Source organism: Proteus cibi (assembly GCF_003144405.1).
In the GTDB taxonomy this organism is placed as follows: domain Bacteria; phylum Pseudomonadota; class Gammaproteobacteria; order Enterobacterales; family Enterobacteriaceae; genus Proteus; species Proteus cibi.
The window spans coordinates 305,866-322,497 of sequence record NZ_PENW01000034.1 but is presented as its reverse complement, the minus strand read 5'-3'; the positions used below and the strand labels follow the sequence as shown (position 1 = coordinate 322,497).

16 protein-coding genes are annotated in these 16,632 nt (G+C 38.4%); 11 read left to right on the top strand and 5 right to left on the bottom strand.

What is annotated here, in order from left to right:
• The first annotated feature begins 56 nt into the window (after nt 1-56).
• Nucleotides 57-635, top strand: coding sequence for a hypothetical protein (locus DK865_RS18520; RefSeq protein WP_228407816.1), 579 nt, complete (start codon nt 57-59; stop codon nt 633-635).
• A gap of 47 nt (nt 636-682) precedes the next feature.
• Here DK865_RS18520 and DK865_RS18515 read toward each other — a convergent pair whose 3' ends face one another.
• A complete protein-coding gene (locus tag DK865_RS18515; RefSeq protein ID WP_109392551.1) occupies nt 683-1,513 on the bottom strand; it encodes a hypothetical protein in 831 nt (276 codons plus the stop codon).
• Nucleotides 1,514-1,647: 134 nt separating this feature from the next.
• A complete protein-coding gene (lysC, locus tag DK865_RS18510; protein WP_023583080.1) occupies nt 1,648-3,027 on the bottom strand; it encodes a lysine-sensitive aspartokinase 3 in 1,380 nt (459 codons plus the stop codon).
• A gap of 265 nt (nt 3,028-3,292) precedes the next feature.
• Here lysC and pgi point away from each other — a divergent pair, with 265 nt between their 5' ends.
• The 3 genes from pgi (at nt 3,293) to ubiA (ending at nt 6,553) form a co-directional block, all read left to right on the top strand.
• The gene (pgi, locus tag DK865_RS18505) at nt 3,293-4,939 is read left to right on the top strand and encodes a glucose-6-phosphate isomerase (protein WP_109392550.1); all 1,647 of its coding nucleotides are present in this window, start codon (nt 3,293-3,295) and stop codon (nt 4,937-4,939) included.
• Between the two features lie 221 nt (nt 4,940-5,160).
• Nucleotides 5,161-5,670 (top strand): chorismate lyase, encoded by a 510-nt coding sequence (gene ubiC / locus DK865_RS18500; RefSeq protein ID WP_023583078.1) that lies wholly within the window; start codon nt 5,161-5,163, stop codon nt 5,668-5,670.
• 28 nt (nt 5,671-5,698) lie between these two features.
• Nucleotides 5,699-6,553: a 4-hydroxybenzoate octaprenyltransferase gene (ubiA, locus tag DK865_RS18495; protein WP_023583077.1), complete on the top strand. Its 855-nt coding sequence runs from the start codon at nt 5,699-5,701 to the stop codon at nt 6,551-6,553.
• A 102-nt stretch (nt 6,554-6,655) separates the two neighbouring features.
• Here the strand turns inward: ubiA and plsB are convergent, their stop codons facing one another.
• Nucleotides 6,656-9,139: a glycerol-3-phosphate 1-O-acyltransferase PlsB gene (gene plsB / locus DK865_RS18490; RefSeq protein ID WP_109392549.1), complete on the bottom strand. Its 2,484-nt coding sequence runs from the start codon at nt 9,137-9,139 to the stop codon at nt 6,656-6,658.
• A 130-nt stretch (nt 9,140-9,269) separates the two neighbouring features.
• Between plsB and DK865_RS18485 the strand changes: the two genes are divergently transcribed.
• The 4 genes from DK865_RS18485 to DK865_RS18470 all read left to right on the top strand — a co-directional run bounded on the left by DK865_RS18485 (nt 9,270) and on the right by DK865_RS18470 (nt 11,090).
• On the top strand, nt 9,270-9,641 hold the full coding sequence (locus DK865_RS18485) for a diacylglycerol kinase (RefSeq protein WP_006536373.1): 372 nt from the start codon (nt 9,270-9,272) through the stop codon (nt 9,639-9,641).
• 127 nt (nt 9,642-9,768) lie between these two features.
• Nucleotides 9,769-10,380: a transcriptional repressor LexA gene (lexA, locus tag DK865_RS18480; protein ID WP_023583074.1), complete on the top strand. Its 612-nt coding sequence runs from the start codon at nt 9,769-9,771 to the stop codon at nt 10,378-10,380.
• 160 nt (nt 10,381-10,540) lie between these two features.
• Nucleotides 10,541-10,795, top strand: coding sequence for a type II toxin-antitoxin system RelB/DinJ family antitoxin (locus DK865_RS18475; RefSeq protein ID WP_023583073.1), 255 nt, complete (start codon nt 10,541-10,543; stop codon nt 10,793-10,795).
• Nucleotides 10,785-11,090 carry a type II toxin-antitoxin system RelE family toxin gene (locus DK865_RS18470; protein WP_023583072.1) on the top strand — a complete coding sequence of 102 codons (306 nt, stop codon included), beginning with the start codon at nt 10,785-10,787 and terminating at the stop codon, nt 11,088-11,090. Before DK865_RS18475 ends, DK865_RS18470 begins: the two co-directional genes overlap by 11 nt.
• 34 nt (nt 11,091-11,124) lie before the next feature.
• On the opposite strand, the gene zur is transcribed toward DK865_RS18470, so the two are convergent.
• Nucleotides 11,125-11,655 (bottom strand): zinc uptake transcriptional repressor Zur, encoded by a 531-nt coding sequence (gene zur, locus DK865_RS18465; protein ID WP_109392548.1) that lies wholly within the window; start codon nt 11,653-11,655, stop codon nt 11,125-11,127.
• Nucleotides 11,656-11,941: 286 nt separating this feature from the next.
• Here zur and DK865_RS18460 point away from each other — a divergent pair, with 286 nt between their 5' ends.
• Together DK865_RS18460 and DK865_RS18690 are read left to right on the top strand one after the other, a co-directional pair.
• Nucleotides 11,942-12,454, top strand: coding sequence for a mobile mystery protein A (locus DK865_RS18460; protein WP_109392547.1), 513 nt, complete (start codon nt 11,942-11,944; stop codon nt 12,452-12,454).
• Nucleotides 12,442-12,609, top strand: a complete 168-nt coding sequence (locus DK865_RS18690) for a hypothetical protein (protein ID WP_162556643.1) — start codon at nt 12,442-12,444, stop codon at nt 12,607-12,609. The genes DK865_RS18460 and DK865_RS18690 overlap by 13 nt, the downstream gene beginning before the upstream one ends.
• Nucleotides 12,610-12,753: 144 nt before the next feature.
• Here DK865_RS18690 and ssb1 read toward each other — a convergent pair whose 3' ends face one another.
• Nucleotides 12,754-13,281 carry a single-stranded DNA-binding protein SSB1 gene (gene ssb1, locus DK865_RS18455; RefSeq protein ID WP_109392546.1) on the bottom strand — a complete coding sequence of 176 codons (528 nt, stop codon included), beginning with the start codon at nt 13,279-13,281 and terminating at the stop codon, nt 12,754-12,756.
• 252 nt (nt 13,282-13,533) lie between these two features.
• Here ssb1 and uvrA point away from each other — a divergent pair, with 252 nt between their 5' ends.
• On the top strand, nt 13,534-16,368 hold the full coding sequence (uvrA, locus tag DK865_RS18450) for an excinuclease ABC subunit UvrA (protein WP_036914144.1): 2,835 nt from the start codon (nt 13,534-13,536) through the stop codon (nt 16,366-16,368).
• Nucleotides 16,369-16,632: the final 264 nt, after the last annotated feature.

Sequence of the window (16,632 nt, the reverse complement as noted above, 5' to 3'; positions counted from 1 at the left end):
CGATCCCATTAAAGGTGTATAAGCTATAAGCCTGTATCAGAAAAAAGGACATGACGATGAGTTATACTTTGTATCTTCAGAAAACTCCGCCTGCTGGCACTGAAATACCTTTCCCTTCTTTAGTAAAAGGGGGCTATCCATTAAATGAAGTGTTAATTAATGCTTTTTTAAATCTGATGCAATTAACAGGAAGTTTAGATACAGAGGCAATTTTAGACGAAAAAGCATTTGATAATATTTGGCTAAAAGCAGAAATGACGCCTGCACGAATCGAAGAAGTGGGCGATTATATTTACCATAAAATTCCTACTACTCCAGAGCCTGTTGAAGAAGAAATCGTGTCATTCAAGCAGGCAATAAAAGAAGAAGAAGCATTATTAGCCAAAGAAAGTGAAAAAGAAGGCCATATCCCTATTCATAAATTTGCTACCAATGATGGTTGGATTGTCACACCAAATGAGTGTGAAATTATTGTCGCTACGCTTACCGCTAAATTACTGGAAGATAACCGAGTTTTTGTTGAAAAAATTGCAAAGATGTCTCATCTTGCTCATCGTTCTTTAGAAATTGCTTTAATTGATTTTGGCAAATTTAATCAATTTGCGAAGAAATATGGTGGTTATCGGGTGTATTAATTTATAAAAAATTAGGCTTCTTATTAGAAGAAGCCTAATCTCAAAGTTTAACTTAATGGGTTAAAAAAATCAGCGTTTATTTTTGTGAGCTGAGCTATTTGTTTGGTGATGATATCTGATAGTATTTCACTACTTAAATGAGATTTTGGTTTATTTTCTTCATCTAAAATGGGGATATAGTCAGAAACCATTAATTTTAAATCTTGAATCACATTATCTTGTTTTTTATTAAATACTGTTGCTTTTGTTATATCTCTTTTTATTGCATTTTCACCTACTTGATGGGATTTTAATAAATAATTATTGATAATTTCTCTCGATAAAATTAATTCTTGTTTATTATATTCTGCTTTTTTCTCTACGATAGGAATATCCTCATTTCTTTTTTCTAGTTCTTCTATACATGCTTGAAAATAGATACTAATTGTATCGGTGACTTTTTTTATCTCATTGTTGGTTTGAATAATTATATTTAATAATTTTGGATATTTTTTTATTATTTCATTATTTTCTATAAATTTATTTCGTTTATAATTCTCTATGTTTTCTAATACACGACTATATTGAACGATGGCATCAATATTTTTGACTTTTTGTTTTTGATGAATATTGATCATTGAATTAATACATTCTTTATTAATTGATAATGGATTATAGATAGAATGTATATTTTCCAAGAGAGATCTGTCTGTTTCTACGTAATTAAGTACATTAAGTGTATTTTTCTCTGGTTGTGTATAACCAGCAACTGATGCGTTATGAAGGGAAACAATCGCTCTTTTTATATTAGTAAGTGCTTTTGTATCAGACTTCGTATTTAATATTTCATTCTTTATTATATCGCAAATATTACTTTTTCCTTTAATACAAAATTCCATTTTTATTACTCCATTAATAAATTAGATTTTAATTCTAATTATTATTTAATGAAGTTCTTTAAAGCTTGCACCTTTTCAGCAATAAAGGCTGAGTTTTGAAAGAGATAAAAATTATCTCTCTCAAAATCGTTTAATTAAAACAACGTATCATGCAGTTTTCTGACAATATCATCTGCATCTTTGCCATCAACTAATAAACATAAATTGTGAGTACTTGCACCATGGCTTATCATCCGAATATTGTAGCTTTCTAATGCGCCAAAAATCTGGCTTCCTAAGCCATTCACTTGTGAGAGTGAATTACCGATAATCGCCACCAGAGCCAAATTTTCTTCGACTTCAACACGACATAATGCGGATAGTTCTGTTAAGAGCGCATTAGTTAATAAACTCCCCGATGCGTTGGTAGTGCCTGTTGTATCAAGTGTTAATGCAATGCTCACTTCTGATGTGGTTATCACATCAACAGAGATATGATGGCGCGATAAAATAGTAAATATCTCTGCTAAAAAGCCTCGTGCATGAAGCATTTTCAGGCTATGTAATGTCAGCAAAGTTTGTTTTCTACGCAGTGCAATTGCACGGAATATCGGTGGATTTGTAGTTTGAGCACAAACTAATGTGCCACCTTCTTCGGGTGCCTTGCTAGAACCGACAAAAACAGGAATACCACTGCGTACAGCCGGTAATAATGTGGCGGGGTGTAAAATTTTAGCCCCAAAGGTTGCCATTTCAGCCGCTTCATCAAAGGCGATTTGATCAATACGATGTGCCTCTGGCACTATTCTTGGATCAGTGCTGTAAATACCCGGCACATCTGTCCAAATATCTACACGAGACATTCCCAGTGCCTCACCAATCAGCGCCGCTGTATAATCACTACCACCACGACCTAGTGTTGTGGTTCTCCCTTTAGGCTCTTGACCAATAAAACCTTGTGTTACAATCACGGTTTCTTCTAGACGAGGCTGGAGCAGACTTTTTGTAAGCTCGGTAAGCTGTGTCATATCAGGTTCAGCATGGCAAAATAGATCATTCGTTTTCATCACTTTTCTGACATCAAACCAATCTGCCTGTATGCCTTTTTCACGCAATAATTCAACAAATAGTAAGGTTGACATTAATTCGCCGTGGCTGACTAATTCGTCAGTCAATGCATCAGATGTGGCAAGTGAAGCCGCTTCAGAGAGCATCTCAATATTCTCAAGCAGGCGGTTTATTTCTTGAGAAATAATTTCTGGCTGAGAAAGTTGGTTGATAATTGCATACTCAATATCACGAACTTGTGACAGCAACGCTGTTCGTTGTGAAGGTTCCGTCCCTGCTGCAAGTTCAATTAATAAATTAGTTATTCCCGCAGATGCTGAAAGAACGACGACACGAACTGACTTTTGTTTAAAAATAATATCTGCGCATTTTTCCATTGCTGAAAAGTTAGCAACACTGGTGCCACCAAATTTAGCGATAGTGTATGGCGATGATGCAGATGAAGGCGTAGCAGTATTATCAGTCATTGTCGTATTCCTTTAGGCAAAAATGAGATGTTGGACACACTTAGGAATATCGGTTATTAAGTAGAGAGTCAATGCAGAGTGAAGAATAATCAATTTAATTAATAATCAGCTCCGCATTATCGGTTTTACCTATGTAAGTAATTAGTACTAGATTTGTTGAATGGTTTTGACCAATATCATCAAATGAGAAAGAATTGACTGTAACTATTAAATGTCAGGCTACAATCTGAGAATATTGGATTGTAATCTTAAGAGAGTATTGTGAATGAAAAATGTAAACCCCACCCAAACCCTCGCCTGGAAGGCATTAGAAAACCATTTTTCGGTGATCAAAGATACCGAGATGAAAACACTGTTTGCTCAGGAACCATCACGTTTTGAGCAATTTTCAAAAACGTTTTCAGACCAAATTCTAGTGGATTTTTCAAAAAACCGTATTACGAAAGAAACATTAGAAAAATTACAGGCTTTGGCTAAGGAATGTGACGTTGAAGGTGCGATAAATAGCATGTTTACGGGTGAAAAAATCAACCGTACTGAAGATCGTGCTGTGTTGCATACTGCACTACGTAATCGTAGCAATGCTCCCGTCATCGTTGATGGCAAAGATGTCATGCCAGAAGTGAATGCTGTGCTGAATAAAATGAAGATGTTCAGTGAGCGCATTATTAGTGGTGAATGGAAAGGTTATACAGGCAAGGCGATTACTGATGTTGTAAATATTGGTATTGGTGGCTCTGATCTTGGTCCTTATATGGTGACAGAAGCATTACGTCCGTATAAAAATCATCTTACTATGCATTTTGTTTCTAATGTTGATGGTACCCATATCGCGGAAACACTGAAAAAATGTGATCCTGAAACAACGCTATTCCTCATTGCATCAAAAACATTTACCACACAAGAAACCATGACAAATGCGCACTCAGCAAGAGATTGGTTTTTAGCCTCAGCTAAAGAGAGTGCATTTGTTGCTAAACACTTTGTGGCGTTATCTACAAACAGCACAGAAGTGGCAAAATTTGGTATTGATACTGCCAATATGTTTGAATTTTGGGATTGGGTTGGTGGTCGTTATTCATTATGGTCAGCAATTGGTTTATCTATCGCATTATCTGTTGGTTATGACAATTTTGAGCAATTACTGGAAGGTGCTCATGCAATGGATAATCACTTTAGAACAACAGATGCTGAAAACAACATCCCAATGATCCTCGCTCTGATTGGCATTTGGTATAACAATTTTTTTTGCACAGAAACTGAAGCGATTCTGCCATACGATCAGTACATGCATCGTTTTGCTGCTTACTTCCAACAAGGTAATATGGAATCTAATGGTAAGTATATTGATCGTGATGGCAACAAAGTTAATTATCAAACAGGTCCTATCATTTGGGGCGAGCCAGGAACGAACGGGCAACATGCGTTTTACCAACTGATCCATCAAGGTACAAAAATCATCCCTTGTGATTTCATTGCACCTGCAATTAGCCATAACCCACTATCAGATCACCACGCAAAACTGATGTCTAACTTCTTTGCGCAAACAGAAGCACTCGCTTTTGGTAAAACTCGTGAGCAAGTTGATGCTGAATTTGCTGCTGCAGGAAAAGATCCTAAAACCATGGGATATGTTGCACCTTTCAAAGTATTTGAAGGTAATCGCCCAACGAACTCTATTCTGTTAAAAGAAATTACGCCTTATTCATTAGGTGCATTGATTGCAATGTATGAACATAAGATCTTTGTACAAGGTGTTATTTTCAACATCTTCACGTTTGACCAATGGGGTGTTGAATTAGGTAAACAGCTAGCTAATCGTATTCTTCCTGAATTAAAAGGTAAGGAAAGTGTTAACAGCCATGATAGCTCAACAAATAATCTGATCAATCGTTATAAAGCATGGCGTTAATCGAATAAACTGAATATAAGTAGTTGGTTAGATAAAAAGGAGGTTTTTATAGCCTCCTTTGTTTTTTGATCAGTGAGTACTCAATCTGATTCTCTTTTAACGCTTTTTTAGATTATTTATGCGAAATGTTATCAGCTTTTAACTTCCATTAGTCACATCATGATATCCTTATGCATCATGACTCACATAAGCTAGGATCATCAAAGCGTGATGATGAATAAATGTTCAAAAAATCAATAATTACCCCTGCACCTATCCATTGGCTACCCAGTGAGGAACATGCAAGTATTCAAGAAAGTACATTAAGTTGGTTAATGGAATTAGGCTCAATGACACGGCGATTCGAACAATATTGCCAAAAAGTCACCGTAATGCCTTATCAAGAAGGATTTATTGACATAATTGAACCCGCTGACGAAAGAGCGTGTTTACCCAAAAGTCAGCGTTATTGGTTAAGAGAAGTGGTATTGTGTGGTGACGATATTCCTTGGTTATTAGGGCGGACGTTAGTACCAGAAGAGACATTGACAGGCGAAGACAGAAAGCTGGTCAATCTAAGAACCGTTCCACTTGGGCGTTATCTGTTTCAGGAAACAACATTAAGTCGCGATTTTATTCATATCGGGCAACAAAATGGGTATTGGCTACGCCGTTCTCGTTTCCAGCTTTCAGATAAACCTTTATTATTAACCGAGATGTTTCTACCTGCATCACCAGTGTATGAGAAGTAATTAGGGGGAGCTAAAATTGGAGGGAAGTATGACGCAAAGTAAATGGCAAGCATATAGCCGTTTAATGCGTATAGATAAACCTATCGGAGCGCTATTATTACTTTGGCCAACTTATTGGGCTTTATGGATTGCCGCTAAAGGCTTTCCTGATTGGCATATTCTGATTGTCTTTACTATTGGTGTGTTCTCGATGCGTGCCGCTGGGTGTGTAATAAACGACTTTGCTGACCGAAAAATTGATGGCAGTGTTGAACGAACTAAAAATCGACCATTACCTAGTGGGGCTGTGACAGAAAAAGAGAGCAAAATCTTATTTATCGTTTTGGTACTCTTGTCCTTTGCATTAGTTCTAACACTTAATACCATGACTATTTGGCTCTCTGTGGCAGGACTGGCACTGGCGTGGTTTTATCCTTTCGTTAAACGGTTTAGCCATTTACCTCAGCTTATTTTAGGTATGGCTTTTGGCTGGTCGATCCCTATGGGATTTGCTGCCGTTTCTGAAAGTTTGCCATTAGTGTGTTGGCTATTATTTCTTGTCAATATTGTCTGGTCTGTTGTTTACGATACGCAATATGCAATGGTTGATCGTAATGATGATATAAAAATTGGAGTGAAATCTACTGCCATTTTATTCGGTCGTTATGACAAAATTATTATTGGTATTTTACAACTGGTGATGTTGGCATTATTAGTGGGTATCGGTATTTTGCTGAATCTGAAAGGTATCTACTACTGGTCACTATTGCTAGTAACAGCGCTGTTTATTTATCAACAGAAGCTTATTGCAGAGCGTGAAAGAGCACCATGTTTCCAAGCTTTTATGAATAATAACTATGTTGGTTTTGTTTTATTTGCGGGTATTTTATTTAGTTATTTTTAAGATAAGTAAGCGCTGAAGTATTCTCTACCTTTGAGTAGAAATAAAAAGGGATAAGCAATGAGCTTATCCCTTTTCTATTTTGGTTATGGCGCTATTTACTGATTATTCATCAGCTTTAGGCTCACTTTTTTCGTCAACTGCTTGTACTGAATTGTTATCTTCAGTGATCCCCACGCTTTCAATGGTTAAGCGAATTTCTGGTGACATTAATTTTGCAATCACTTGGTAAAGGGCAGATGCATCTGCTTTTAGGATATCTTCATTATCATTGAGATACCCTTCTTCACGTAGCGTTGAAACTAAGGTAGAGAATACCGCTTTATCAAAGAATTCAGGTGCGTTGATACCATGCAAGACAGAAAGACGCTGTGCTAAGATTCGGCTCTCTTTTTCCAATAATGCACGGCTAATTTCAGGGGCAAAATTGAGTAAAGAGAGTGTAATGCCATAGCGTTGTAATGTTTCTCTGACGCTGGCGGCTAAAAGCTGTAATGGACGAATACGCGCTGGGTTGATACGCAGTAAGCCGTCACTATTACAACAAATCAGGCGCTGACGACACAATTCTGTAATCAACGTATTAATGACTTCAGGGAGTTCTTCTTTCTCATAACGAATAAACAGTTCCGCTTTAATAAGAGGGAAGATTAGCTCAACTTGTTTCATTAAATCATCACGATGAATTTTTTCATGATGTAAGACGATACTTGCAATTAATGATGGCGTGACCATTAAGTGAATGGTGTTATTACGGTAATAAGTCATTAATACCGCACTTTCACGCGGAAGTATCACAATATCACCCAGACTGTCTTTTTCGACTTGAAATTTATCTGATTGTAATGCGTGTTCTAACAAGGTTTCAGCATTTCTATCAGGCACTATCATATCTGTCGAATAGGGCACATTGCGTAATAATTGCAGATAGCAATCGACTTGTTCTAACAGTTGTTCTCTCGTCAGTGCGCGCTGGCGTGATGCTAACAAGGCTGTTGAAACAAGGTTGATCGCATTAATAGATGCTGCATTATTGATATGAACCATAATGTTATCAGCCAGTGTGCTTACTGTTGGGTTTAACCAACTTGGACGTTGTGGCTCAATGGGATCAATATCATCACGCCATTGTGGCACAGCCTGATTTAAGTATTGTACAACAGAAATCGGCTCACCAAAGTTCACATAGCCTTGACCAAGGTTACGCAATTTACGTAATCCTCTGACCATCTGCATAAAGCCTTCTTTCTCTTTTGTTGCGCCACGTAACTCTTTGGCATAGGTTGCCACTTCCATAACGTGCTCATACCCAATGTAGATTGGAACAACCGAGATAGGGCGTGTTTCACCGCGTAACATGGCTTGTACTGTCATTGAAAGTGTTCCTGTTTTAGGATCTAACAACCGACCTGTACGAGAGCGCCCACCTTCAACAAAATATTCAATGGAGTAGCCACGTGTAAATAACTCACCTAAATATTCGCGGAAAATGGTGGAGTAAAGCTTGTTACCTTTAAAGGTTCTTCGAATAAAGAAAGCCCCTAAACGGCGGAAAATAGGACCTGCTGGCCAGAAATTGAGGTTAATACCTGCCGCAATATGGGGGGGCACTAAACCTTGGTGATAAAGCACATAAGAAAGCAGTAAGTAGTCCATATGGCTACGGTGACAAGGAACATACACGATTTCATGCCCATCTTGCGCGAGTTTACGTACTCGCTCGGCATTATAAACGTTGATACCTTGGTAGAGCTTATTCCATGTCCAACTTAATACGCGATCACTAATACGCACCGCTTCATATGAGAAATTAGCTGCAATTTCTTCCATGATATCTGTGGCATTTTTACGCGCTTTATCAAGTGAAATTTTCTTCGCTTTTGATTCATCTTCAATCGCTTTTTCAATGGCTTTTGATGAAAGCAGTTTATTGAAGAGATCTTGGCGTGCTGGCAATTTAGGGCCAACCGCGGCTAAACGTTGGCGTGAAAAATGGATACGGGCAACACGTGCAAGTTTTCGAGCTATACTGGTGTCCGTGCCGTGTTCGTTCGCCATTTCACGCATTGATACGGTGGGTGAAAAACGAACAAAGCTATCACGACCTAACCAAAGGATCGCGATAAATTTCTGGATACCATTAAGTACGCGCAAATGTGGAACGCCATTATGACCTTCACGACCTGGAGAGCGTCCAAACATCACAGAAACTGGCAACATCTCGATATTAAGATGTGGGTTATTACGATGTGCATCAAGATAAGCGTGAAAGGTCTTCACGGAATCTTTACGAGGATCGGGCGAGTAGTAACGGAATACTCTTGGACCGTCATCAATAAAGACATACGCAGGAAGTTTAGTTCCGCCGATCTCAATAGGTTGTAGCGGATCAGGCAATCCTAAAGAGAGACACTGCTGTCTTAATGTCAGTAAGTCAGCCTTTGAATGATAAGGCAGAACATAAAGGAAAGATCGCGACGTATCTAACCCTAATTCAGTGATAGGATCAGTCGGAACTCGTTTGCTTTTTACCAGTAATTTTAGTGGTAAATTCAATGTGTTATAATATAGTTTACGCCAAGCTGACATAAATAGTTGTAGCCTCTTATTAGCAATACTTCGAAAGCATAACAGAAAGTCTTTCGTAGATCTGTGGTGCTGTGACAATATTAATAGAGAAAAGTGGCAAAATAATCGTTTGTTTTCGATAGAGTTTATTATGGCTAATCAAAATAAAGGTCTTACCCGAATCATCAAAGCTGGTGGCTATTCATACAAAGGCATTCGTGCCGCTTGGATTAATGAAGCCGCTTTCAGACAAGAAGCAATTGTGACCTTGGTTGCAATTATCCTTTCATTTTTCATCGATGTCAGTGGTCTAGAGCGCATTTTACTCATTGGTTCCGTTGTATTGGTTGTGATCTTGGAACTGGTAAATAGTGCAATAGAAGCCGTTGTCGATCGAATTGGATCTGAATACCACGAATTATCCGGACGTGCAAAAGATATGGGTTCTGCCGCCGTTCTGATTGCTATTATATTGGGATTATTTACTTGGGTAACCATTCTTTGGGGGCATTTCTTCGCATAAAGTTAAAAAATTCGATTTTTGCCGAAAAATAATCCAAAGATGCGTGTTTTATATTCATTTAAGGTTTCAAATCGTCATATACCTGTATATACTCACAGTCTGACTGTATAAACAAACAGGGGGCGGAATGAAAGCATTAACTGCAAGGCAGCAGCAGGTTTACGATTTGGTTCGTGATCACATTTCGCAAACGGGTATGCCACCAACACGGGCTGAAATAGCTTCCCAACTTGGGTTTCGCTCACCAAATGCGGCAGAAGAGCACTTAAAAGCTCTTGCTCGTAAAGGCGTGATAGAAATTGTCTCTGGTGCATCCAGAGGTATCCGTTTGCTAATGGAAGAAGAGCCAGAAGGATTGCCATTAATTGGGCGAGTCGCTGCTGGTGAACCACTTTTAGCGCAAGAACATATTGAAAGCCATTATCAAGTTGACCCAATGCTATTTAAACCAAGTGCAGATTTTTTATTGCGCGTTAATGGTATGTCAATGAAAGATATCGGTATCATGGATGGCGATTTACTTGCGGTGCATAAAACGCAAGATGTTCACAACGGGCAAGTCATTGTGGCTCGTATTGAAGATGAAGTGACAGTAAAGCGCTTTAAAAAAAGTGGCAATAAAATTGAGCTTCATGCAGAAAACCCAGAATTTTCACCTATTATCGTCGATTTACGCGAACAAAGCTTTACTGTTGAAGGTTTAGCCGTTGGGGTTATTCGCAACGGTGAATGGCTGTAATTTGTACCAAAGTAAGTCAACACAACTTATTTTAAAAAGATGCAGATGATGTGTAAAACCACAAAATCATCTGCATTTTTTATTTTTAATTTGTATGAAAAAACACCATTGCACTACAAATGTAATTACAATATGATGAGTTTTAATTACGGAGGTGCTTATGACAACAATACAAGTTAGAGTAGACGATGAGCTAAAAAAAGAAGCTTATCAAGTGTTTGAAAAAATGAACCTATCTCCTTCAGATGCTATAAGATTGTTTCTACGTTATGTTTCTGAAAATGAAAAATTACCTTTCTCTGAAGTTTCTGTTGTTGTTGGTGAACAAGATGAAGATGAGGATATTTTAGCTGTTGTACGTGAACGTTTGAAGAAACCATGTAAACGTATAAGAGTAAATATTGATGATCTTTAATATTGAGTTTGATAAGCGTGCATTAAAAGAATGGCAGAAACTCGATCAAAGCATTAAAGAACAATTTAAAAAGAAATTAAAAAAATTACAGGAAAACCCTTATATAGAGTCTGCTCGCTTAAAAGGTGATCTCTCGGGTTGTTATAAGATTAAATTACGAGCATCTGGTTTTCGATTGGTTTACCAAGTTATTGATTCAGACGTCGTTATTTTAGTTATTGCTATTGGTAAGCGTGAAGAAAGTAAAGCTTATTCATTAGCTGAGATAAGAATTAAAAAGTACAACACATATTAGCCAGCAATTAGCTGGCTTTTTGTATTTTATAAGCTCAACGAGGCTTATAGTCGCCGGTTTTTCTCTGCTTGAGATTCTCATCCATACTATGGTCATGATGACAACCTTCAGGATGTGTACACTCTTGGGCTTCTTGGCATTGTGAACATAAGCCGTGGATCTCAATTACGCTATGGCGCAAATGGAAGCCATTCTCTTTTGCCAATATCTCAATGGCATTTTCAATATGATGGCTGTTTTTTTCTGTAACAGATAAACAGCGATCACAAATCAGCATCACTGAAGTGTGTTCTATATCATCGAAATGATGACAAAGCACATAACTATTGGTGGATTCTATCTTATGGATAAATCCCTGTTCTAATAAAAACTCTAATCCACGATAAACCGTAGGTGGTTTAGCTTGCGGTTCAACTTGTCTGAGTAAATCTAGCAAATCATAAGCGCTGATAGCACTAGGTTGCTGCATTATAAGACGCAATACTGCCAGACGTTGTGACGTCAGGCGGACACCTCGTTTCTGGCAGATCTTTTCTGCCTGAGCGAGCAATTTCTCTTCATTCATGGGGATAAGATGCTCTCAGACGTTATTAATAACAGTGATCCTACCATATTTTCCAAGAGTAAACCTTTGTGGAAAGTGGGGTTTTGTGAAAATAACTTTGCTAATTTAATTTCCTGTTATGCCTTTCTGATGACGATTTCATTTAGATAAAAGTAAGTATTTGTATCTGATTTTGATGACGTATTTAAGTTGAGTGTATCTATTTTTAAATACACTCTATTATTTAATGTATCTTATTTAAGATACATTAATGGTTGTTAACCCGCTATGAAAGGAGAAAGTAATAATGAATTTCTTCAAAACTAAAAATGATAAAAATATTGTAAAACATATAGTTATAAAACAATATCAAGCTATCGCTAATTCCTTTCTTGGTTACAAGTTACCACGTACGCCTAAAGAAGGGTGGGTAAGAACTATTCGTAAAGCACTTGATATGTCTGGTGCTCAATTGGCGGAGAAACTAGATTCAAGCCGAAATAGAATATCCATCCTTGAACGTAGAGAGATAGAGGGTGATATCACGCTTAACCAATTGAAATTACTTGCTGAACAACTAAATTGCGATTTCACTTATGCTTTAGTCCCTAAAAAGCCTGTAGAAGAAATTATTGAAGATAGAGTGACAGAAATAGCGATTCAAAGCTTAGATAGCAATGCTCAAAATATGTTTTTAGAAGCACAGTCTATTGATAAAAAAGCTCAAGAGCATCTACTTGAGCAAGCAAAAAAAGAAATTATTGCATCTGGTGGTCGGATTATTTGGAAAAATATTAAGGAGGATATTTGCTTAAAATAGTTGATGAACCAGAAGGTGTAACACCTTTAACGCCAGATGATATGCAGGGCTTAAGATATCAGCATCTAGAGACTCGTGCTCAGCTCAATGAATTAGTTATACACAGTAAAAAAGAGTTTATTTATCATTATATAAAGTGTTTTTCTCATATGTAAAGCAGGGTGGTTTACATGGGAAAAAACAGGTTTACATGATAAATTCGGTTAGAACAAACCACAAAAAACCCAGCCTAGGCTGGGTTAATTTTTTATGTCTGTTTTAAATAATCAAACTTAACAAAACTAGGTCTTAAGTAACCGTCAGAACGGAATATCGTCATCAAAATCCATTGGTGGTTCATTGTTTGGTGCTGGTGCCGCTGCGGGTTGTTGTGCTGGGCGAGATTGCGCGCCACCGCTAAATTGTTGTGATGCTTGTGGCTGTTGTGGTTGACCCCAACCGCCTTGACCACCTTGTGAAGGTGCGCCATCTTGACCACCACGGCCGCCTAACATCTGCATTGTGCCACCGATATTAACGACAACTTCAGTGCTATATCTGTCTTGACCGCTTTGGTCTTGCCATTTACGTGTTTGTAATTGACCTTCGATATAGACTTGTGAACCTTTACGCAGATATTCGCCTGCAATTTCCGCTAATTTGCCGAAAATTACCACACGGTGCCACTCGGTTTTTTCTTTCATTTCACCGGTTTGTTTATCGCGCCAGCTTTCTGATGTTGCCAATGTTAGGTTGGCAACTGCACCGCCACTTGGCATATAACGGATTTCTGGATCCTGCCCTAAATTACCGATAAGAATAACTTTGTTTACGCCTCTGCTCGCCATGTGAGGTACTCCTGCGAAAGTAAATTTTTTGAAATCATAAGCGAATAAGTTTATCACGTACGCTAAAATTTGAATATGACGAGTAATGAATTTCTCATTTGTGAACATTGTCGATATTTTTTTGTCTCAAAATGACAGGTTTACATCATCATTCAATTTCACTATATATACTGTATATCCATTCAGTTAACTTTGTGTCATAATTATCCGATTCTTTCTTTTTCGGCGACTCTCTCAATCCGGGATATGTTCATGGATAAAATCGAAGTACGGGGCGCTCGCACCCATAATCTAAAAAATATCAATTTGGTCATTCCCCGCGATAAACTTATTGTTATTACGGGACTTTCTGGCTCAGGTAAATCCTCGTTAGCCTTTGATACGCTTTATGCAGAAGGACAACGACGTTATGTTGAATCGCTTTCTGCCTATGCTCGTCAGTTTCTTTCGTTAATGGAAAAACCTGATGTTGATCATATTGAAGGTTTGTCTCCCGCTATTTCGATTGAGCAGAAATCGACGTCACATAACCCACGTTCAACAGTGGGAACGATTACAGAAATTCACGACTATCTGCGTCTTTTATTTGCACGCGTTGGTGAGCCCCGTTGTCCTGATCACGATATTCCATTAGCCGCTCAAACAGTGAGTCAAATGGTTGACAATGTACTCGAGCAACCAGAGGGTAGGCGTTTAATGCTGTTAGCACCGGTGGTGAAAGAGCGCAAAGGCGAGCATATTAAGCTACTGAATAATCTTGCTGCTCAAGGTTATATTCGTGCGCGTATTGACGGTGAAGTGTGCGATCTTTCTGATCCACCAACATTAGAATTACAGAAAAAACATACCATTGAAGTCGTGATTGACCGCTTTAAAGTCCGTGACGATCTGGCTCAACGTTTAGCTGAATCATTTGAAACCGCATTAGAACTTTCTGGTGGTACTGCTGTTATCTCTGATATGGATGATAGCAATGCGGATGATATTGTTTTCTCTGCAAACTTTGCTTGCCCAGTTTGTGGTTACAGTATGAGTGAGCTAGAACCGCGTTTATTCTCCTTTAATAACCCTGCGGGTGCTTGTCCAACTTGTGATGGTTTAGGTGTTCAGCAATTTTTTGATCCAGAATTAGTGATCCAAAATAGAGAAATCTCTCTTGCGGGTGGCGCAATTAAAGGATGGGATCGCCGTAACTTCTACTATTTCCAAATGCTACGCTCATTGGGTGAGCACTATCATTTTGATGTTGAAGCTCCCTTTGATTCGTTACCAGATAATATTCAAAAAGTTATTTTAACGGGATCAGGTAAAGAGAATATTGAATTTAAATACACAAACGATCGGGGGGATGTTGTTGTTCGTCATCATCCTTTTGAAGGTGTATTAAATAATATGGAACGCCGTTACCGTGAGACGGAATCTAGTGCGGTACGTGAAGAGCTTTCTAAATATATTAGTAATCGCTCTTGTGCTTCTTGTGGGGGGACACGTTTACGCCGAGAAGCGCGCCATGTGTATGTTGAAAATACCACATTACCTGAAATCGCAGATTATAGTATTGGTCATGCAATGACCTTTTTCCAAAATCTAAAATTGAGTGGTCAGCGTGCGAAGATTGCAGAAAAAGTCTTAAAAGAGATTGGTGACCGATTAAAATTCTTGGTCAATGTGGGATTAAATTACCTCACTCTTTCTCGTTCTGCGGAAACGTTATCTGGTGGTGAAGCACAACGTATTCGCTTAGCGAGTCAGATTGGTGCGGGATTAGTTGGCGTTATGTATGTATTGGATGAACCTTCAATTGGATTACATCAACGGGATAACGATCGTCTACTTGAAACGCTGATCCACTTGCGTAATTTAGGTAACACCGTGATCGTTGTCGAGCATGACGAAGACGCCATCCGTGCTGCTGATCATATTATTGATATTGGTCCTGGTGCGGGTGTTCATGGTGGTGAAATTGTCGCCCAAGGGACGCTTGAAGATATTATTAATAACCCGAATTCATTAACGGGGAAATTCTTAAGTGGTGAACGTCGTATCGCAATTCCAGAGCAACGTGTGCCTGTTGATCGCGAAAAAATGCTGACTATCCTTGGCGCAAAAGGCAATAACTTAAAAAATGTAAATCTAAAATTACCTGTAGGTTTATTTACCTGTATTACTGGTGTTTCAGGATCGGGTAAATCAACGCTGATCAACGATACGTTATTCCCTATCGCACAACGCCAATTAAATGGAGCTACAAATAGTGTACCAGCGCCTTATTTAGATGTTGAAGGGTTAGAGTATTTCGATAAAGTTATTGATATTAACCAAAGCCCAATTGGTCGTACCCCTCGTTCAAACCCTGCAACTTATACCGGTGTCTTTACACCGATTCGCGAGCTATTCGCGGGTGTGCCTGAGTCTCGTACTCGTGGTTATACACCGGGGCGCTTCAGTTTCAACGTAAAAGGTGGGCGTTGTGAAGCTTGCCAAGGTGATGGTGTTTTAAAAGTTGAAATGCATTTCTTACCTGATGTGTATGTACCTTGTGATCAATGCAAAGGTCAGCGTTATAACCGTGAAACCCTTGAAGTTAAATACAAAGGAAAAAATATCCACGAAGCGTTAGATATGACCATTGAAGAGGCAAGAGCGTTTTTTGATGCTGTGCCTGCGTTGGCTCGTAAACTACAAACATTGATTGATGTTGGTCTTTCTTATATTCGTTTGGGGCAATCAGCAACGACGTTATCGGGCGGTGAAGCGCAGCGAGTTAAGTTAGCAAAAGAGTTGTCAAAGCGTGGTACGGGACAGACTCTCTATATTCTCGATGAGCCTACAACGGGACTTCACTTTGCTGATATTGAGTTATTACTTGAAGTACTTCATCAGTTACGCGACCAAGGTAATACTATTGTTGTGATTGAGCACAATCTTGATGTGATCAAAACAGCGGACTGGATTGTGGATCTTGGTCCTGAAGGCGGAAGTGGTGGGGGACAAATTTTAGTGTCAGGTACACCAGAACAAGTTGCAGAGTTTGAAGGTTCACATACGGCAAGATTCTTAAAACCAATCTTAGAGCGTGGTTATTAAGATCACGCTACTTATTCCCTTATGAGCTAAGCGCTACGAACAATAAACACTTTATTGTTTGTAGCGCGCTTTTTTCAAGAAAAGTAAATCCATAGAGTATGATAGAATTTAATTCTATCGAAAAAAGTATTCTCTTTGGGTTATGCACTTCCTTATCTATTTTTATCTTATTAACCGCCTCTTTTTATAAAAAGTAGATTAAATGGTTAATTATGCTGTTTATTAACAGTATATTAACCAAATACGAGATAACAAAGCTAAATA